This is a genomic window from Paenibacillus sp. J31P190, from assembly GCF_059692075.1.
This window is the reverse complement of record NZ_JCAUAS010000004.1, coordinates 298057-318589: the sequence shown is the minus strand read 5'-3', so window position 1 is coordinate 318589 and position 20533 is coordinate 298057. Positions and strand designations below refer to the sequence as shown.

Below are 20533 nucleotides of genomic sequence, written 5' to 3'. Positions count from 1 at the left end.
TCTAATTTTCGGTACACACTTGCTTAGTCAGACCAAACAAATTGCAATTGGAATAAGTCAAATCAAATAAACAGAACCCGGGTGGACATTGTTTTCCACCCCAATATTAGGAGGATAATCAATTGAAAAACTTACAAGATACAATTCAATTAAATCATGGTAAAGCTTTTCCTTGGCTAGGTCTAGGCGTCTTCCAGGTCGAGGATGGCGATACCGTCATTGCAGCCGTTGAAGAAGCCATTGTCGTTGGCTATCGTCATATTGATACTGCAGCTATTTATCAGAACGAAGAAGGCGTTGGTGAAGGTATCAGGCGTGGCTTGAAACGCACCGGTCTTCAACGTGAAGACTTGTTTATCACCTCGAAATTATGGAATACAGACCAAGGCTACGATAGCACTATAGCAGCTTATGAGAAAAGCTTAAAGAATCTGGGATTAGAAAAGCTTGATTTATACCTGATACACTGGCCTGTTGAAAATAAATATCTAGAAAGCTGGAAAGCACTCGAGTTTCTGTATCACGAAGGTCGTGTCGGGGCTATTGGCGTTAGTAATTTTCACATCCACCACCTTGAAAATCTGCTTAAACAAGCAACTCTGAAACCAGCTATCAATCAAGTAGAGCGTCATCCGCGACTCGTTCAGAATGAGCTTAAATCTTTTTTAGATAACAACGGGATTCAAGCCGTCGCTTGGGCACCTCTGATGCAGGGAGAGATCCTGCATGAACACGTCATCCAAGCCATCGCAGACCGCGCGGGAAAATCAGTTGCCCAAATCGTATTGCGTTGGCACCTGCAAAGCGGCTGGGCAACGATTCCGAAATCCATTCAAGCTAAACGCATTCAGTCCAATGCAGAAATCTTTGATTTCTCATTAACGGATACCGATATGGCGGCTATTTCGGCACTTGATCAGCATCGCCGTGTGGGTCCAGACCCTGATAATTTTGATTTTTAAGTAAAAATTAAATAAGCAAACCCCCGGATTTAATATTCCGGGGGTTTTTCAATACCTTTAAGTGTCTCTATCCTCATTCTTAATTTTGGCATTGTTGAATTTTTGATTTTATAGGCAAAATATAAATCATTCGTTACTTTATAAGGTTCACAAATTATTTTGTGTATACTGTAAGGGATAATACGATTAGGAATGCCTGTATGCTTGTTCATACTTTGCTATTTTCGGCGAACCAAGACAGCCTTTCTCTCAAATGAACGACGTCACCAACCAGTATGATAGCCGGGTTGGGTATATCTTGTTCCTGTAACGTTTTCTCCAAATTATTTAACGAACTTATGATTGTCCTTTGATCCTCAGTTGTCCCCCAAGATACAACTGCAACCGGCGTCTCAGGGTTTCTTCCATAGTGAATAAGCTGGTTACACAAATAAGTGACATTTCCCATTCCCATATAAAATGCAATCGTATCAATGCCGGTAGCAAGCGCCTTCCACTTGTCAGGTGATATGGTGTCGTCTTGACACAAATGCCCGGTTACCATGGCAAACGTTGAAGCCACTTTACGATGTGTAACAGGTATGCCTGCATAAGCGGGCGCAGCGATTCCCGCAGTAATCCCGGGTATGATTTCAAATGCTATTCCGTGCTCGACTAATTTCTCCGCTTCTTCTCCAACACGTCCGAAAACACAAGGATCTCCACCTTTTAGACGAGTAACTATCTTTCCTTCAAGAGCTTTTAAGACAATAATTTCATTGATTTGCTCTTGCTGAATCGGGTGATGGTTCGGCTGCTTTCCACAATAAATGAATTCTGCATCTTTACGGGCATGATTTAATAATTCCGGATTGGCAAGGCGGTCATACACGATCACATCAGAAGATTGAATACATTTTAATCCTTTGACAGTAATTAACTCGGGATCCCCCGGCCCAGCTCCAACAAAAAATACTTTGCCTTTATTATTTTCCATCTAATTATCACCTCAATAACAAAAGTTATTCCAATGCAGCTGAATAGCCATTCCATTTCCTACTAAAAAATTTTTTCTTCATCGTGATTCACTCCGAACATCACATTTAATGTTATGTAATTGTTAGAGTAATCAACAATTCGGTCTTCATGAATAAATTACGTCATATTATCTAACATACGAATATTAATTACTAATGTACATCAAGACTTCGTATTTATCAACAATAATTTGTAATTCTCTCAGTGTAAATTACAATAACGCCTATATTAATCGAACTATTAATTTGTTTTTTTATTCGATCGTTCGGTTTACATTCCATTTTCAAAGGCGTTTCATGTAATTATCCGAATAATCACGTTATATTTAATTACATGCATTTAACGATATATCCCCCAAAACAAAGAGGTTGCCCCCTCAGTCTCTGAAGACTAATGGGAACAACCTCTTCTTTGCATTATTAAGCCATATTCAATTCTATCCTTTAATTTGTTTCCCCTGTCCTTTAATCAACATGACAAGAAAAAGAATGGCCGGTATGACTCCAATGAATATCTTGTTTACCATAAATTGTTCCGCGACGATTTTCCCAATCTCCAGATGCAACTGCCAGCTTGACGGGAGAAGGGAAGTTATAAAAATAATGACTCCAACAGGAAGCGCAAACCTTCGATAGTCTGTTTGAAACAGCTGAGATAACCCAAGTACGGCAGCCAAAAACCATAATGTTGCTTTGATAAAAATCCCAGCATAAAAAAGTAAGATCACAAATGCGTCAAAACGCTCGAATACTTCGGCGATCTGAATCAACTGAACAGCTTGTAATAAAGGTACAGTACTAATGTTAAGTAGTTGTGGACCCAGTACAATCAGATTCATTATGTTCGAGAAAAGAATAACCAGCCCGGATACAAAAAAAGATCGAACCGACGTTTTAACCAACTCTTTCTTCTCGTTTAAATAACGCCAGAACATGAGAAAAATCATCATTTGGCCAAATGGAAACCAGACAGTACTAGATATACTTTCTTTTAAAACTGGTTGAATGCCATTTTCCAAAATCGGAAGAAGATAATCAAAATGAACAACACCCGATATAAAGTGCATGATAAGCAAAATTAAATAAAAAGTCAGCACCCCAACTACGATAAATTCAGCCAACCGAAAGAAGACCTCTATTCCCTTGTATATGGCATAAATCGACAAAGTTATCATAATCAGCATGATAAGGGATATGGGACCTCGAGGAAGAATGGTCAAGAGGGTAAGATCCCCAAAGTCTCGTACATTTCGCATGGCTTCGTAAGAAAACATCAGGAGATAAAGTAATAAGACAAACTTCCCCACAAATGAACCGAAATATTGAATCAAAAGCTGACTCAAATTTTTTTCAGGCTCCCTTCGTTGGATCATCAAAAAAAGAAAAAGCAGCATGAATCCTAGCAGCATGCTAGTAATGACCACCAACCAGGCGTCTTGACCAGCTTTGATTCCTAATTCAAATAAAGGTGTACTTCCTATTTGAAATAGGATAATCATCGCACCCAATTGATATTTGCTGATCCGCTCCATATGAAGCCCCTTATCTCATTCTTTTTTACCGGATATCTTGGAAAAAGAATCATCAATCATTCCAGTTCGTCGGATCGTTACATGAGCTTTAACGTCCATCCTTATTTCTGCAAACTCATTCTCCCAGTTCTTGCTTAGCTTTTTCCAGTCCTGTGGGTAAGATTTGTGGAATGCGTCCCCGAAGCCCAATGTGTCCGTTTTCATTTTTTTCAGAGCTTGAAAGGAATTTTTTGCATCAATTATTATTTGCTCCTGGATATGTTTCTCCAGTTTTTTCAAGGTACTCGACTGTTTCAGATCCAGATTACATGCCGTTTCAATCAAGTTTCCCTTGGCTTCAATTTCTACAGACATGAACAAATGACCATTCGAAATGTTTGGTTTTAATTTTGCGTGGGATTTTTCTACTAAAAAGGAGGATAGCTGTTCGCTTCGGCTCTCCCCTTCACAAGAAAATACGATAGTTGTTCTTTGTAATTGATTCGTTATCCAGGGAATTCCGAGGCTTTCTTTCCGACTTAACCAACCTACTAATTTATCCTGCTTAAATACCCCGACTCTATCCAATTTTAATACGGCGGATTTACGAGTTTCTTTCAGTGCTTCTAAAGAGTTTTGCGCCTCTTGCTCACCCGTGATTTTGATTTCCGGCAATGTAGAGCTAGCGGAAGTATTGGTCATTGTGGAAATTAAATCAATTAACTTGGACTGAACTAAGTTGGTTTGTTTGTTTCCCTCTCCACTGATCAAATTGGAAATCGCGTTTCCGGGAATGTTTTCTAATGGCGTTAGGATTTCTAACACTTTATTTGCGTCTCCATTTGTAATGAGAACATCCGTAGTTTCTCTTGATTCGTAACTTCTCAAGTAAGCGTCCAATATTTGGTTGACTCCATATTTAGCAACACGTTGACTAATAATAATAACACGAGTATGAGAAAAAAAGAGCTGGCGAGGTGTCTCTAAATCACTCTTTTGAATCGCCTCCAGTAGGGTCTTTCCTTTCGATGAAAAGACGACAACCGGAGCTTGGGAACCGCCTCCACCGGATTTACCCTGGGTTGACTTCGGTATGATGATTTGAAAGGTCAATACCCATTGATTGCTTTCATCTAAATCAAAGGCAATTGCGCTGATGATCCCCAATTTGTTTAGTTCGATATGGTTCGAACAACCACTAGTAACTAATAACATATTAATGATCAACAGCAGATTTATCCTTCGCTTCATGTCCTAATCCCCTTTTGATGTCCATTTTCCTGTTGTATGAATGACAGAAGATTACTTTTCCTTTTCCTTGTCGGAAGGTTTACGATGCGCGTTTACGTTTTGGCGCACATAATTATTCTTAGCGAAAAGACGCGGTCTGGTGACCATCATCCACCAAGGCACCCTTACAACAGTATCTTTTAAGTTACTTGGCACAAAAGGTGCTATTGGTGTCATGTAAGGAACTCCGAAAGAGCGTAGAGACAACATGTGGATCAAGAGAAAAAAGAGCCCCGACATAATCCCGAACAAACCTAGTGCCGCGGCAAGAATCATGAGTATGAACCGAATCAATCGGGCAGCAATCGAGATATTAAACGCCGGAACGACGAAGCTGGAGATCGCCGTAAAGGCTACCACGATCACCATAGCTGCCGATACAAGACCTGCTTCAACTGCTGCCTGTCCCAGAACAAGAGCTCCAACGATGGAAATTGCGGAACCGATGGCTCTAGGCATTCGAACCCCCGCTTCCCTTAACACCTCAAATGTGATTTCCATCAATAATGCTTCAAAGAATGCTGGAAAAGGAATTCCTTCCCTTTGTGCAGCAAGACTGATCAAAAGAGTCGTGGGTATCATTTCTTGATGAAAAGTCGTAATTGCAATATATAAGGAAGGCAGAATCATAGAAATGGTAAACGCAAAGAATCGCAAAAGACGCAAGAACGAAGAGATATCGAATCTCTGGTAATAGTCCTCGCTGGCAATGAAGAACTTAAGAAAAGTGATAGGCAGCACAAGAGCAAATGGTGTTCCATCCATCAAAACGGCAACCTGTCCCTCCAAGATGGAGGCCGCAACGGTGTCAGGACGTTCCGTGTTTATGAGGGTGGGAAATGGAGTAAAGGTTTGGTCCTGAATAAATTCTTCCAAATAGCCACTTTCCAATATGCTGTCTATATCAATGCGATCAAGCCTTTGAAGCACTTCGTCCACAACTAAATCATCGGCCGTCCCTTTAAGATACATAACACTTACGTCCGTTTGTGTCACCCGTCCGATTTTCCGGTCGATTTTCCATAGATTCGGACTTTTGATTCTACGCCGGAGCAACGCTATATTCGTGCTTATATTTTCGGTGAATCCATCTTTGGGTCCACGAATAACAGATTGAGATGAGGGCTCCTCTACGCCTCTTTGCATCCATTTGGCAGAACTTGCAGTAATGCCTTGATCCCAGCCCTCTGCGAGAATAATGGTATCTCCGCTGTATAAAGCCGACATGAAGTCATCCATGTTACTCACTGTATTTGTGGAACTAACAGTAAGAATTTGATCTTTAATCACCGTCAAAGACTCGGATACTGTCCTTTGCCCAGCTGTGTTAGCTTCTGCATCGGACATGATCGGATTCACGATGTTATCGTTAATGACCGTTGTATCTGTTAACCCGTTAATATAAACAATAGCCATAGGTAAACTATTGGCCGCTTTAAACGTACGAATGGAAATATCTGAACTGTTACCAGTTAACTCAGAAATTTTCTTGATATTTTGCTGAAGGTTATTTGAAAGTTTTTCGGTTTGTTTGATGTTTGCTTGAGAGTCTTGTTGCACGCCCTCATTATATTTCCGGGCAAAACGCTGCAGAAATTTGTTCATCAATTGCATCCACCTAGCTCTTCCATGTAATAACTTTCATTTTCGCCTTGCCTTTCAAGACTTATACTCCTGAATGCTTTTAGGTTAAGTTATATAGTGTAATTCATTACTTTTGTTAATAAATAGGCGGGGACGTAGGAAAAAATGAGCCATAGCGATGAAAAACATCGCTAACTCGCGCCCGCGGACGAGCAACCCCACCATAAGGAGAAACATCCTTATGAGGGGTGAAACGCAAACAAACCTAATCATTTCAGCCGCTGCTGAACTGATTAGGTTTACGAGCGAATATGCCCAGGTGACTGAGCAATCTCCCTCTACATATGTTATTCCTTTTTGTTTATGCACTATAAATGTTCTCCCAGATCTTATTCTCACAAACCATCATGATCCCGCTCCTTTAGCGCTATACAGTTGTTTGAACTCAGATGGTGTCATTCCTGTATGTTTTTTAAACAGTTCACTGAAATGCGGCCTGTCTTCGTATCCGAGTGCTTGGGCGATTTCTTGAACTTGTTTTCCTTGGGCCAGCATAATCTTGGCCTGCTCCATCCGCTCAGTTGTCACAAACTGTACAACGGTCATACCCGTTACCTTCTTAAACAAATTGGCAAAATAACTGCCGCTCAAATAAACAAGCTTGGCATAATCATTAACAGTCATATTTGAGGCTACATTTTGACGTATGTGCTCAATAACTTGTTCCACGACTTGGTTCGCATCTTCCACATGACGTTTCTGAATCAACTCACAACCCATTCTGCACAGTTCCTTCATGTTTCCTTGGAGCTCCTTCAGCTTATAGGACGAAAGATTTTTAATGTACAAAACATGACGTTCGATCTGTTTCATCTCTTCATGAGTTAGTTTCTCCGAGAAAACACGATTGATCAGAAAAGCCAGCTCATCACAGAACCCCTTAACCATCTCGGGAGCTGGAGGCACGGATGCAGTAACTGTTTCCTCGAATAGCTCGTCCACTATGGCACTTGCTTTAGGCAAGTTTCCAGACCGTAGGCAATAAAACAGCTCTTTTTCCTTTTCTGGAGAGTATCGCGGCGCAGTTTGGTGGACCGGGCTCATATTTCGATAGCTGTACACGGTGTTGCCACCCGTATAAAAACTATAAGAAAGGGCAGCGAGCGCCTGCGAATAGGAGTACGAAATTTGATGTATCGCCTTTACTTCTTCCCCAATACCAAGGGATATGGTATATCTGGAATACTTTTCAACATTTTCACGGCACTGCTCCGAAATGGCTTCCACGCTTAGGGAATCCGGCGGATTGAATATGACTACAAACCGGTTCGTGTTATCACGGAACACAAATCCTTTGGTGAACCGCCTTAAACTTTCTTCTAAAATGTTTTGCACGGTAAATCTGATCAACTCTACCTCTTGCACAGGCAAAGTCTCGGTTTGTTCAGCGAATTGATCGATTTCCGTAAGCATTACTACAAAGCGCTCCCGCTCCAATCCGATGTTCAAGAAGTCCCAGCGTCTGGCCGCTTGTTCGGGGGTCGTTCGAAATTGCAGCAGAAGTTGAAAATATTCCTGTCTTAAATACGGCAAGCTTTCCCGCAGTTTTCTTTCCATCTCATGAAAGCGCTGAGTTTCCCCCATTTCCTCTTCAATCGACTTTTTCGCTTTTAAGACCACTTCGATAATTTTTTGCGGCGTAAACGGTTTGACAATATAATCGAACGCACCGAGCTGAACGGCCTGTTGTGCATACTGAAAATCGGTGTATCCGCTTAAAAAAACAATTTTCGTTCGCGGAAACTTTTCCAATACCTGCTTGGTCATTTCCAAACCGTCCATTTTCGGCATCCGTATATCGGTCAGGACAATGTGGGGCTCTGTTTCGAGGATGAGCTCAATACCTCTCTCACCGTTGCCCGCTGTGCCTACAATGCGAATACCGTAAGTCTCCCAATCTATTTGATTTGAGATCCCTTGTACCACGGTCTTGATATCATCAATTACGCACATTCTAAGTTCTGTCGTCATCGTTATATCCCTCACCTGCTAGTGGTATTGTTAGTGTGACCGAGGTAGATATATGAGGTTCACTGCTCAAGTCGATATCAGCTTCACTACCGTAATGCAGCCGCAATCGTCCATAAACGTTACGGAGGGCATAGCTTTTTTTCAAAGATTGTTCTATCCGCATGTCAGCCTTGACGGTTTGAACGTCCATGCCAGCACCATTATCCTCCACACGCAGCTGCAGACTATCACTCAGACGTGTAATGGAAATCCGGATTATGCCCATTCCCTCCATTTCTTGAAAGCCGTGCAGAATGGAGTTTTCCACCAAGGGCTGCAAGATAATTTTCAATATCGGTTTCTCCAGCAGCGAATCATCTTCAAGCTCAATCGTGTAATCGAACAGACCTTCATAGCATTTTTGCTGTAGATTTAAATACTGCCTAACATGATCAATTTCCTTGGCCAGTGTCGTCATCTCGTTTCCGCCGTTAAGACCTAGCTGGAACAGTAGTGACAGTGAGGTGATCATCTCCGTGACATCTTGGTTTTGTGACGATTCCGACTTCCAAATGATCGTGTTTAATGTATTATACAAAAAATGCGGATCAATTTGAGCCTGCAGCGCTTTGACCTCCATTTTACGTTTCTCATACTCGGCTTCCTTAACGTCCTCAATGAGTGAAGAAATTTCCTCCAGCATACGGTTAAACTTCAATCCGACCTGTGTAACCTCATCTTCGTATTTGCTGGTAAACCGGACATCGAGATTGTTTTGCTCAACCTTCTTCATCAGCCCCTGCAGTTTGTGCAAAGGCTTCAGTAATAAGCTCGAAATGACATTGGACAGGACGAAAGCCAATACAACGCAGCACAACATGATCCATAATGTGGCCGTTTTGATACGGTTCACCTGACGGAGTAAATCGGATTGCATTTGCACACTGACAAGCGTCCAGTTGCCCGCCAGTGTTAGCCGCGAATAATTGACCAAATACGGACTTCCGCCCATGTTATATTTGAAAAAGCCTCGCTGCTGCCTTTGCAAGAGCTTCATGAACTCCGGGTCCCGCTGGAATGAAGAGAACCGTGATCCAAGCGGAAGCACGGCTTCACCGCTTCCGGTTACGAGAAAATAATGGTCTGCAGGAACGAGCAGATCGTCGGTGATGGCACTCAGAATCGCATCTTCCTTTACATTGACTACGACATAAGCGTCATGGACATTCAAATCCGTGATCGGCTTCATGATCAGGGAAATGACCCGCTGATTCCCCAGAAACAGGGGATCCTCATGATCTTCCACCCAGATAACGCGATCGGTGCTATCCAAATAACGTGAAAACAGCGTATCCTTGAAGCTAGTTTGACTGTTACGATGATCAGTTGTCGCATAAAACTCTCCTGCTGGCGTATAAATCAAAACGGATTGGATCGAAGGTTCGATCAGTTTCATTTGCCCAAGAGGGATTTGCATCGAAGACAACCTTGTGTAGTAGGATCCCGAAGAATGCGAGTACACGTCCTCCATTGCCGACTTGAACGCATCGCTAAGCATCATAGTTGAGGTCGTCACAATGATGTGACGCAGCTTCTCATCCAGCACGCGCGCGGATTTATTGAGCGTATTCTGGCTGGAAATGAAAGCCTCCTGTTCTGTCGATCGAAAGGCAATCCAATAGGACATCAAGCCCGTTAGCGCGATCGAAAGGACGGTCAACATCAGGAACGAGATCCATAACCGGCGGCGCAGCGAAAGCCGGAAATACCATTTTTTCAAGGGTGCTCCCTCCTTTCTAAAGAAGAGAAGAGACGCGCCGTTTTCAGCAGCGCGCCCCTTCCCGTATGCGAATTATCCTCAAGTTCGATTGCCCGCCTACTTGGCGAGGCTGCCCTGCAGCTTATTCGGGTCAAAATCCGGATTCGCTTTCATCTTCGTGTCACCGGCAGCCCGCGCTTTCTCCAATGCCGCATTATAACGGGTTGTTAAATCGCTCAATAGTTTATCCACGTCTCCGCCACTCAGCATATATTTAACGACGGAGTCGCCTGTCTTCATTCCTTCCACCTTAGCCTCTGTAACACCGGTCGGTGCCGGAGCATACAGACCGTCGAATTTGCTTGGCAGGAAGCCGTCGATCCCCGGCATGGTCGGTTTTTTGGCAGCTGCGTTGACATCCGTAACGATGGAGATTCCAAAGCCTTTCTCATGGTATTCCTTCTGGAAGTCCAGCGTATACAAATACTGCATAAACTTCCATGCCGCATCTTTGTGCTGCGTGTTTTTGTTAATTCCAATGTAGTTACCTGCAATGACCGAGACAGTCCCTTTCTGGTTGCCGTCGATCGTAGGAGGCAAAGCAGCGGCCCAGTTTACTTTGGTCGGGAATTGTGATTGATATACGGCTGGCTCGCCGGAATGGTTCAAGTACATGCCGATCTTTCCTGCCGCGAACTGCGCGCGCAGCGGATCGATATCAAGCGATTCGACGCCCGGCAGCATGCTACCGTCCTGCTTCATCTGGCGCAGTGCTTCTACTACGGGCTTGTACACTGAGAAATCGTACTGTCCCGTCTTGTAATTGTAGCCGTCCACCTCGCTGGTTCCGCTCAGCGTTCCGATTGGATTGACGATTCTGCTGAAGGCGGAATTGGCGTTTTTGAAATTTTCCGCAAAGCCGTATGCACCGATATCTTTGCCGGCTTCCGTAATCTTCTTGGCATCCTCGACCATTTCCTTAACCGTTTTCGGCGGTTCTTTAATACCGGCCTTTTGGAACAAATCGACGTTATAAATCAATCTCCAGTATTGCCCCGTATTCGGAAGCGAATAAATTTTACCGTCGATCGTATTCATTTCTTCAACTTGCAGGTTGCCGAAGCGCTTCTTCATATCCTCGGTCATCAAATCGTTGATCGCCAGCAAGTATCCTTTTTTCACATAGTTGGGGAAATCGTTTGTCCGGAACACATCCGGCGCTTGATTGCTGGCAAAGGCGATATCGACCGACTGATTATAATTATCGGCAAGTACCGTCATTTCAACTTCAATGTTATCCTTGTTTGTTTCGTTGAACTTTTTGATGGCATCTTTCATGTAATCGGCATCGTGACGGTCAATAGTCCAGTAAGACAGCTTTGTTTTAACTCCTGCAGGTGCAGGGGTGCCCGTAGTACTGGAAGCGCCAGTAGCTTTAGGTTGTTCAGTTTGCGAGCTGCAAGCCGCGAGTGAAGCGACCAAAGTAACACCGAGCAGCGTGTTCATGACAAGTTGTTTCTTCTTCATGTTGTGAAACCCTCCTAATTTTTATTTTACCTCAAAACAAAATGCTTCGTCACAAAATGTAACTGCTTTCATAATATAATCGCTCATCATGCTGAACCGTGAAGGGCAAATCAACTTTCGATGAGGGGAAAAAACACTTTTTTAGGTAGGCGACCTACAATTAACCTTTCAAACTGCCTGCTGTCACCTGAACGAAAGATTTGTTCGCAATGATGTACACGACCAGAATCGGAAGGAAGGATAGGCATGCTCCTGCCATCATAAGATGTATCTCTGCCGCTGCGCCGATTCCGTATCGCAAATTGGCCAGCCCCACCGTTAGCGTTTGCAGCTTCGGATTCGTCATCGTGAAAACAAGCGGCAAGATGTACTCGTTCCATGCGCCTCGGAAGGTGAACAAAGCGGTGACGCCGAGCGCAGGACGCAGCAGCGGAAGAATGATCCGCCAGTAAACCGTGTAGAAATTGCAGCCATCAATATAAGCGGCTTCATCCAGATCTTTGGGTATCGCTTTGAAAAAACCGATCAGCATAAAATAGACTGTGGCATGCGCGCTAATTAAGATAAGAACGACACCCCACAGCGACTTATTTAACCCAAGCTTTACCATTAGATCGAACTGCGGCCTAAGAACAACGGCTCCTATTGAAATGAACATCGTGCTTGCTTGCAAAATCACATATAGGCGTTTGCCTGGGAACCGCGTACGGTCCACCGCATAAGCGGACATTGAAGCAACGAGTAATGTGCCAATCGTAACTGCCGTGCTGACAAATAAGCTGTTCCAAGTAAAGCGTGAGAAATTCGCTTGTTTCCATGCAGTCGCGTAGTTGGAAAACTTCCAGATCGCAGGCAACAGAGTCGCTCCCGTTGTCAATTCTGCATTTGTTTTGAATGATCCCAGAATCGCCATAGCCATGGGAAATAACGTGAAAAAGGCTATCGCCAGCAAAAATATCCATTTCAAAATATGTCCCGCGATATGTCCGCTTCTAAGGACGACGCTCGATTTCGTTTGTGTATTCATCATTGGTGGCAGCTCCCCGCTTTCATTATTCCCGATTCAATCGTTTGGACATATAGAAATAAACGACTGTGATCAAACCGACAATCAGTGCCGTTACAAACCCGACTGCGCTGCCGTATCCGATCTGCTGTACGGTTGAAGCCGATGCGGAAACCGGGAAAAACAGTTTATATACGTAGAGGTACATGACATCGGTTTTGCCGAACGGTCCTCCCTCGGTAAGAACCATAATGCTTTCATAGCCCTTTAAGGCAGTGATGATGGCTAGCATAATAATCATTTGTAGAACAGGACCCAGCATCGGAATCGTAATGTACCAAAATTTGTGCGCTGAATTCGCTCCATCAATCGATGCGCTCTCATACAAATCTTCGGGAATACCTTGCAAACCAGCAATGAAAAGCAACATATAGTTACCGATCGCCCCCCAGATAGCCGTAATAATTATGGTCAGCATGGCATAATTCGGTCCTAGCCACTCAATCGCTTTAGAAATCAATCCATATTTGATTAAAAATTGATTGAGCAAACCGTTATACGAATTGAAAATGGTAAAGAAAACGATCGACATGACCGATGTACTGATAATGGTTGGCATGAAATAAATGGCACGTAACAGGCCCTTGGCTTTCAGCCCCCGATTAAGTATGACGGCGAGTAAAAGGGAAATCGGCAAAACGATGATAATTTTACCACTTGCGTAGATGAAGGTGTTATACACAGAGTGCCAAAACTCCTGATCGCGCAGCAATCTCGAAAAATTGTCGAGTCCAATAAATTTTTCCTGCCCATACCCCTGATAATCGTAGAACATATAGCGAAGCGCCCAAGCAATCGGATAGATTCCTAGCGCCAAAGTTAAAAATAGACTAGGAAAAATGAATACATAGGAATTGAAAAGAGAAATCCTTTTTCGCATCATGCATCTGCTCCTTTTAGGTTTTTGTACTACAAGCATAGTACAACCTCGTAATCGTACGGGAGCGGCAATTCAACTGTGTCCGTAGGACAAATCAACTGTTTTATAAAATATGAAATCGGATATCTTTCATCCTCAGCAAACGGAAACAAGCCACAAAGATTTCTCTGCGGCTAGTTTCCAGGAATATCTAATTATTTCAACAGAAGGGAAGGCAATCGGTTTGTTTACCTGCGAGTCCAGTTGATTTCATTACCATCGAGATGAATTTCCAGATTTCCCGCATTATCTGTATATGAGATCGATACTTCTTGCCGCCTATGATCAATATCCAGTCGAGTTATTAGCGGCTGAACCGTATCTTCCTTTAAGTCAATCGGCGTGCAGACGGTCACTATGCCCATTTTACCTGTCATTGTTCCTTTTCCGACAATTGTCGATGTTTCCTTTTTGACGCCATATACTTCAGATACCCATCCTGTCTCGCTGACAACAGTAAAATTACCTGAATGATCGCTGCTCGTCATCCAATGCATCTGCAGCTGAATGGCTGAGGAATAGTCAACAGTTGTCTTCAACATATCTTCATTGCCTTCATCAACGATTCGAACCTTCGTAGAGGGAGGAAGTTGAAACCTCTGTTCAATGTCATGCATCCCTTCGCCTTCCAGCCAATCCACGATGATCATCAGACTGCTCTTTTTCCAAAGCAGCAGCCATCGGCGATGCAGAACCGGGGTATCAAGTCTCATGTAACCATTATGGGAGGCATCGATAAAATCATACTCCTCCCCCGTGATCCACCGGTTCGTCACACATTCCGCAAGTGGGGCTCCCCATTCCTGTGAAGAAACATAAGGTGTCTGATCCAGTCCATCCACTGTAACGGTATTGTGCGCTCGGGTGCTCTTGAAATAACGGCGCCACTCCCCTTCTTCATAGGTATACCTTCCTGGATCGAGAAAGAGCAAGTTACGCTTCCACATCCATTCCAAATTTAGCGCATCAGCATGCCCATGAGCCCCCCCCATGGAAGCGGCGTCAAAAAATACATAATGGTGTTCATCCTTCATGATATAAAACCCCGTTTGAGGGAAAGATACCGTAGTTGGAAGCTGCGTATTAAAGGACTGCTGTTGTTTTTTGAACGCTTCATACCTTTCACTACCAAACATCCATAGAATTTCAGCGCTAATTTCGCCCATTGAGATAAATAGCTCATCTTCTAGGATCGCACCCAGTAAGGCAAGACGCTCCGTACCGGAACTTAATAGATCGGAATCACCTGCAGCTGTAGACCCGTAATCGGGTCTGATCATCGCATGCGTGAATGCTCCCATTCTGCGAAGGTTGTTCGCATACCATTCCGACATCGGATAGCCGGATAGCTTCCCTAGTAAATAAGGAGCACCAAACATCTCAATACTTCCATTATGATAATGCGTCGTTAACTCGCATTGTACGCCGTCAGGACCAATCTGATGAACCATGCACAACTCCAGTCGCTCGGTTGCAAACTGACGCCAAAACGAGGCTCTAGGATGGTCATGATAAAAAACGCTTATCATAAATAAGCCCTGCATATGCATGATGGCATGATTTATTTCCGTGCTCCCCAAATAACTAGTCAAATAATTCGCATGTTCAACTAATGCCAATAGAAACTCTTCTCGGAAAATATCAGAAATAACCGGACTTTCTTCCATGTATTTAAAAGCGGATATCCATGATTGAACACGAAGGCCCACCTCCAATAAGCGCCAAGGCCCCGGTTGTTGAAAAAAAGTTGCTTTCTCGTAAGAAAGATACTTCGGAACAGGATTTTGCTTCCACCAGCCTCGCAGGTGCTTGATAAAAGTATGGATGTACTCCTCTTTTTGCGTCATCAAATAAGCTCTGCCTAAATCCAACATGTACCAATGCCGATTGATTACCCACGTGAATTCGAGATCCTTAGAAGGATTATACAGCCAATCTATTGGTTCGCCCATATAAACCCAATGATCCATGTCCATTGTATAGGGAACTCGAAACATATTCTTAAATGCTTGCTCCGCATTCTCAATGGATGCCTTTGCAAGCTCTGGATATTCTTGAAGATAATGCTTCCCAGCATCCATCAATTCCTGATTCGTTAAATAATAATTCATTTCTGTCTACCTCCTCTCATAATCGATGTTGTTCGTGCGAGGTAACCGATACTCAGCTTACAGCTAGTGAATATGAATGATAAATGTTCTGATCTCGTACGGATTTAGCTGAACATCAATCAATGATTCGTACTGACAATCACCAAGCGGCCTTTCAAGCAGGTCACATTCCTGCCAAGACTTAACCCGCGCATCACTTGAAATTTTCGTTTGGCCGCTAATACCAGCAAACTCGTGAATGCGTAGAATAATCGCGTCATGATCCTCCGCTTTTTTTACCGCGTCAATCATAACATGCTCGCTCGATAGGCGAAACAAGCTGAATGAGTCTTCCGCAGGCTTGCCGGGCGCAAAAGATAGCGGATTATTCAGCGACCAAGCGGACTGCACCGTTCCACCGTCATACCAGTCGCTAGCATGAGGGAAGAGCGAATACGTAAATTCATGCTCTCCTTGATCGGCTGTCGGGTCAGGAACCATAGCGGACTTGATCAGGGTAAGACGCATCACATGGTCTTTTACATCATAACCGTATTTACAATCGTTCATGAGGCTGACGCCGTATCCGCGTTCGGATAAATCGGCCCACTGATGGCCCACCGTCTCAAACCGGGCATAGTCCCAGCTTGTATTCCAATGGGTCGGACGCTTCACGTTGCCAAATTGAATATCGTAAGTCGCCTCCGTAGCACGGATTCGCAGCGGAAAGGCTACTTTCAGCAGTTTGCGCTGCTCGTTCCAATTCACGTGAGTCTGGAAATCGATTCTTCGGCTGTATGCATAGAGCACCATATCTTGCACCACGGTTGACTCCATGTATGCCCACTCGAAGCGGACAACCGCAGCCAAGGGACCGTTGTCCGTCACTTCGACTCGGGTCAGAAGATTCACTTCCTGCTTTTTCTCCGTATAGAAGATGTCAATATCCCACGCCTCATGCCGACCTTTCGGCTTATCTTCGAACACTTCGAATCGATTCCCGGTTTCGCCTGCAGCGAGTATGTCCCGGCGCTCAATTCGATCGTAAAGACGGATAATCTGACCATAGTCATTCCATTCTATTTCATAATAAGGCGTTATAAATCCATGATCCAACTTTTTGAATTTATTCTCTGCAATTGCCTGTACGGGCTGATCGATCAGTTCCTTACGACGAATGACAGCGAATCCCATTGGAGAGATCCGCTCTACGTTTACCCACCAGTTTCCGCCTACAAGCTGAGCCTCCAGTGGTCGATCCGAAGCATCGTGCCAACCTACTCCGGCTTCCTCCGTTTGCTCTTCGGGAATGCAAACGAGATCCGTTCTCTCCCAAGGAGAACTATTGAACACCGTCACTTCGCTTCTTTTTTCCCTGCTCGCTGTCAAAAGCAATGCTGACTGATCCCATACCTTTTGACCAATAGCTAACGCCTCTTCGTATTCGGCTCTGCTGTCCTCATACACCTCGCGAATCGACGACCCAGGAATAATATCGTGGAATTGGTTGCGCAAAATAATTTTCCACCCTTCGTGCAGGGCAAGGGAAGTTTCGGCATCCGTCGCTTGGCCTTGTATATTCAACATACAGCTCATGACCTGCATCCATTCCGTTTCCCGATACAGCAGCTCCAGCTTGCGATTCATCCGTTTGTTGTAAGCCTGACTCGTATAAGTACCGCGGTGAAGCTCCAAATACAACTCGCCATCCCACGTGTGCACGTAGGAATTGGTGTTGCTGATGCTCGTCTGCAATTCGTTAAAATACTCGTCAGCACGCCCCGTCTTCACATGGGGAATACCCGGAATATCGTCCAGCCTGCGTCGCATCTCTAGCATTTCACGATTGACGCCTCCGCCGCCGTCACCGAACCCGTAAGCAAGCAACAAATTCGTATTGAGCGTCTTATCACGGTAGCTTTCCCAAATCCCCTGTACCGATGAGGGCGTCACTTGCCCGTTATACGTATAATAAAAGGCCCCTTCGCTCGAACCGGGATCCGGCGTCGTAATAAAATGGGTCAGTACTTCCGTCCCGTCAATGCCCCGCCATTTGAAAGTGTCATGAGGCATCCGGTTATATTGGTTCCAGCTGATTTTGGTCGTCATAAACGATTCGATGCCAGATTTGCGTAAAATTTGCGGCAGCGCCCAGCTGTAGCCAAACACGTCAGGCAGCCATAAATACTTGCATTCCACACCGAATTCCTCACGGAAAAATCGGGTCCCATACAACAGCTGCCGCACCAGAGACTCCCCAGAAGCTAAGTTGCAATCCGCCTCCAGCCACATCGCTCCACCGGCTTCCCAGCGGCCTTCCTTGATGCGTTCCTTGATACGCTCGTAAATTTGCGGATAATCGGACTTGATATATTCATACAGCTGCGGCTGTGTTTGCAAAAAGATATACTCCGGATACTGCTCCATCAAACGCAGTACGGTTGAAAATGATCTCGCTGCCTTTTCCCTCGTATGCTTCAGCTGCCACAACCAAGCAACATCTATGTGTGTATGTCCGATACACTGTACCACAACCGAGTGAAGCTTAGGCATCAGCGACAAAGCCTGCCGGAGCTGTTCGCGCGCCTTTTGGACTGAGTTGTAAAAGCCTTCGCTCCCAGGCCTCGACCAGTCGAGCCCCAGGAATGCCTCATCCAGCATCGATAACAACTGGTGCCGCTCCGGACGATTTTCGTCTAGTATACGGACCGTTTCCAGCAGCGCTTTGGCTGTATAGTATAAATCATCCGCGTATTCATCTAACCAACATACAGAAGCCAGCTCCAGCCGGCTTTCCATCTCGCGGTCGCTCTGATATCCCCCTAGCCCTGACCACAAGCGGAAGCGCAGCTGAGCAGTTTGACCGATCACAGCTTCAGGCATAAAAACTTCCTCATGGTTCGAGTCTACGCCTTGATACGGCTCTCCGTTCAGAAATAGCAGCGATTCAAATCCGCTGTTCGTTCCACCTCCAGTTTGTCCAAGGCAGAATCGGCCAAGTACCTTGCTTCCTTCCCACTCAGCGGGAATCATCACATCTGCTGCCAGCCAGTAGTATACGTCGCGGCCATTCCAACGGTCACCTATACGTATGTCCGTCCACTCGCCGTCTTCCGACGGATACGCTCCAATAGTGCCGGCCTCATCCAGTTTGATTCGAAACTTATCTATGCGCCGTTCATCGCGATAGCGGTACGACTCCAACTCATTTATGCGTGCTTGTAATTTCTCCACGGTCCATAACATCCAATTTTCTCCTCCTTATTCTTACTAGTATGTCTATTGTAATGGATGCAAAACTTCTTATGTGATAGGTAATCTGATGATAGTGAGGGGGTAAAATCATTAAATATATTCTTACTGGACCTAAGATAGACTCAATAAGCGATAAAGGCAGAAAAGCAAAAGACTGCCATCAGGCAGCCCTTTTAATTTTAAGCTCTAATGAGGTTTCGTATTCACTTCAAAAATCCATACGTTTCCATGTTTGTCGATACCAAAATCGTATCCAAGCATTCCAATGCCTGGATAGCGAGATTCCAGCAGCATCGTGCTGGTTCGGGCCACTCCGCACATCGTGTCAATTTTGGATTTGACCAGCGAAGCAGGGAAAGTCCGCCGCAGCGCATGAGTACCTTTAAGTAAGGTGCCGCCTTGGCAAAGGTTTGTGACGAAAAGTCCAGGACGCGCCAATCGTCCTACAACGGCTCGGATGACCCAAGACCGACCTGCTTTTTTCAGTTTGACGCGATAATCTACCGGCCTACTGTCAATTGTTGCTAAATCAATGCCCTGCTGCAGCATAAAAGGGCGGTTTTTGCGAATCTGGTTTAACGTGGAAAACAGCTCGTTCCAAGTACGAAATGTTCGTTTCGTTCCGCTGTTGTGCAGCAAATAACCGTTACCCGTTTTTTTGATTTTTACTACACTGCTTCCCCCGGTACCAATGATCGGCTTTGCCACGACAAATACATATTGTTGCAGCATGGCCTGCAGGTTCGAAGCGCTAAAACGGCGCATGTTAGGAATATGCTTGGCAACACCGGCATGCCCCAACAAAACGGAGAACTTCGACCATTTATTAGCAACCAAACGCATAAGGGATTCCTCCTTCCGTACAAGGCTTCCTCTAAGCTAGAGTATTCCTCTTCCGTCAGAAGGGATTGGGACAATCAATGAAGTGAATAGCTTATTTTTTCACATTCTTCATAAAATCCCAGCCGCCCGTATTCGTATTCGTGGTCTTCCCATCTGGTCCTAAGGCTGTGTATTTAAAGGTAATCGCTCCATAATTCAACTCGATGTATTCCTCTAAATTATTTAAGTTATATTTACTAACGCTAATCTTTTCTAAATCGATAGTTACGATCGGTATCCTTTGTTCACCAGTCTTAACGAAGACAAGTTGGCCTTTCTCGATGGTTTTTCCCATGACCATATCCATAAACAAAGGTACGGAAGAAAGATCAAAACTTTTACTGAAAGCCATCGGTTTCCGAACCGTTTTCCCTGCACCCGATCCGGTGGTTGAACCGCTGTTTAATGTAGAACTATTTTCGAATTCAAATGAAACATCTTGAAGCTGTATCCACTTTTCATATCCTTTCGTAACAGATTCACCCGAAATTCCGTCTAATTTCAGATAAACATCGAAATCACTGCTTTCCGCAGCAGCGAGAACAACACCGAAAGCTAGCACAAACAAGCAAATGGTGAAGAAGACTATTGAATTTCTGAACTTTCTCAAGCATATCACTCCTCTTCTCGTCCGATACATTTCGTATCAATTGACCTAAATA

At 44.4% G+C, this 20533-nt stretch carries 14 protein-coding genes; 1 reads left to right on the top strand and 13 read right to left on the bottom strand.

Annotation, left to right across the window (positions count from 1 at the left end; genetic code table 11):
- Positions 1-122: 122 nt before the first annotated feature.
- Positions 123-962 (top strand): aldo/keto reductase, encoded by an 840-nt coding sequence (locus AC58U0_RS11020; protein ID WP_497379044.1) that lies wholly within the window; start codon positions 123-125, stop codon positions 960-962.
- A 208-nt stretch (positions 963-1170) separates the two neighbouring features.
- Here AC58U0_RS11020 and cobA read toward each other — a convergent pair whose 3' ends face one another.
- The 13 genes from cobA to AC58U0_RS10955 form a co-directional block, all read right to left on the bottom strand.
- Positions 1171-1938 carry a uroporphyrinogen-III C-methyltransferase gene (gene cobA / locus AC58U0_RS11015; RefSeq protein ID WP_497379043.1) on the bottom strand — a complete coding sequence of 256 codons (768 nt, stop codon included), beginning with the start codon at positions 1936-1938 and terminating at the stop codon, positions 1171-1173.
- A gap of 477 nt (positions 1939-2415) precedes the next feature.
- Positions 2416-3510 carry a GerAB/ArcD/ProY family transporter gene (locus tag AC58U0_RS11010; protein WP_497379042.1) on the bottom strand — a complete coding sequence of 365 codons (1095 nt, stop codon included), beginning with the start codon at positions 3508-3510 and terminating at the stop codon, positions 2416-2418.
- A 15-nt stretch (positions 3511-3525) separates the two neighbouring features.
- Entirely contained in the window at positions 3526-4740 is a 1215-nt protein-coding gene (locus tag AC58U0_RS11005; RefSeq protein WP_497379041.1) for a Ger(x)C family spore germination protein, read from the bottom strand.
- Between the two features lie 51 nt (positions 4741-4791).
- Positions 4792-6393 carry a spore germination protein gene (locus AC58U0_RS11000; RefSeq protein ID WP_497379040.1) on the bottom strand — a complete coding sequence of 534 codons (1602 nt, stop codon included), beginning with the start codon at positions 6391-6393 and terminating at the stop codon, positions 4792-4794.
- 375 nt (positions 6394-6768) lie between these two features.
- Positions 6769-8394: a response regulator gene (locus tag AC58U0_RS10995; RefSeq protein ID WP_497379039.1), complete on the bottom strand. Its 1626-nt coding sequence runs from the start codon at positions 8392-8394 to the stop codon at positions 6769-6771.
- Positions 8378-10153, bottom strand: coding sequence for a cache domain-containing sensor histidine kinase (locus AC58U0_RS10990; RefSeq protein ID WP_497379038.1), 1776 nt, complete (start codon positions 10151-10153; stop codon positions 8378-8380). Before AC58U0_RS10990 ends, AC58U0_RS10995 begins: the two co-directional genes overlap by 17 nt.
- Before the next feature lie 96 nt (positions 10154-10249).
- On the bottom strand, positions 10250-11659 hold the full coding sequence (locus tag AC58U0_RS10985; RefSeq protein WP_497379037.1) for an ABC transporter substrate-binding protein: 1410 nt from the start codon (positions 11657-11659) through the stop codon (positions 10250-10252).
- Between the two features lie 160 nt (positions 11660-11819).
- Positions 11820-12689: a carbohydrate ABC transporter permease gene (locus tag AC58U0_RS10980; protein WP_497379036.1), complete on the bottom strand. Its 870-nt coding sequence runs from the start codon at positions 12687-12689 to the stop codon at positions 11820-11822.
- A 22-nt stretch (positions 12690-12711) separates the two neighbouring features.
- Positions 12712-13605, bottom strand: a complete 894-nt coding sequence (locus AC58U0_RS10975; RefSeq protein WP_497379173.1) for a carbohydrate ABC transporter permease — start codon at positions 13603-13605, stop codon at positions 12712-12714.
- Between the two features lie 227 nt (positions 13606-13832).
- On the bottom strand, positions 13833-15755 hold the full coding sequence (locus tag AC58U0_RS10970) for an alginate lyase family protein (RefSeq protein WP_497379035.1): 1923 nt from the start codon (positions 15753-15755) through the stop codon (positions 13833-13835).
- Between the two features lie 63 nt (positions 15756-15818).
- Positions 15819-18980 carry an alpha-mannosidase gene (locus tag AC58U0_RS10965; protein WP_497379034.1) on the bottom strand — a complete coding sequence of 1054 codons (3162 nt, stop codon included), beginning with the start codon at positions 18978-18980 and terminating at the stop codon, positions 15819-15821.
- A 195-nt stretch (positions 18981-19175) separates the two neighbouring features.
- Positions 19176-19832 (bottom strand): YheC/YheD family protein, encoded by a 657-nt coding sequence (locus AC58U0_RS10960; RefSeq protein ID WP_497379033.1) that lies wholly within the window; start codon positions 19830-19832, stop codon positions 19176-19178.
- Positions 19833-19923: 91 nt separating this feature from the next.
- Positions 19924-20481, bottom strand: coding sequence for an Hcp family type VI secretion system effector (locus AC58U0_RS10955; protein WP_497379032.1), 558 nt, complete (start codon positions 20479-20481; stop codon positions 19924-19926).
- Positions 20482-20533 lie beyond the last annotated feature (52 nt).

Bases quoted from the DNA above. Each gene is read 5' to 3' on its own strand.
- cobA (WP_497379043.1), bottom strand. From the start codon at position 1,938: ATGGAAAATAATAAAGGCAAAGTATTTTTTGTTGGAGCTGGGCCGGGG.
- AC58U0_RS11010 (WP_497379042.1), bottom strand. From the start codon at position 3,510: ATGGAGCGGATCAGCAAATATCAATTGGGTGCGATGATTATCCTATTT.
- AC58U0_RS11005 (WP_497379041.1), bottom strand. From the start codon at position 4,740: ATGAAGCGAAGGATAAATCTGCTGTTGATCATTAATATGTTATTAGTT.
- AC58U0_RS11000 (WP_497379040.1), bottom strand. From the start codon at position 6,393: ATGCAATTGATGAACAAATTTCTGCAGCGTTTTGCCCGGAAATATAAT.
- AC58U0_RS10995 (WP_497379039.1), bottom strand. From the start codon at position 8,394: ATGACGACAGAACTTAGAATGTGCGTAATTGATGATATCAAGACCGTG.
- AC58U0_RS10985 (WP_497379037.1), bottom strand. From the start codon at position 11,659: ATGAAGAAGAAACAACTTGTCATGAACACGCTGCTCGGTGTTACTTTG.
- AC58U0_RS10980 (WP_497379036.1), bottom strand. From the start codon at position 12,689: ATGATGAATACACAAACGAAATCGAGCGTCGTCCTTAGAAGCGGACAT.
- AC58U0_RS10975 (WP_497379173.1), bottom strand. From the start codon at position 13,605: ATGCGAAAAAGGATTTCTCTTTTCAATTCCTATGTATTCATTTTTCCT.
- AC58U0_RS10970 (WP_497379035.1), bottom strand. From the start codon at position 15,755: ATGAATTATTATTTAACGAATCAGGAATTGATGGATGCTGGGAAGCAT.
- AC58U0_RS10965 (WP_497379034.1), bottom strand. From the start codon at position 18,980: ATGTTATGGACCGTGGAGAAATTACAAGCACGCATAAATGAGTTGGAG.
- AC58U0_RS10960 (WP_497379033.1), bottom strand. From the start codon at position 19,832: ATGCGTTTGGTTGCTAATAAATGGTCGAAGTTCTCCGTTTTGTTGGGG.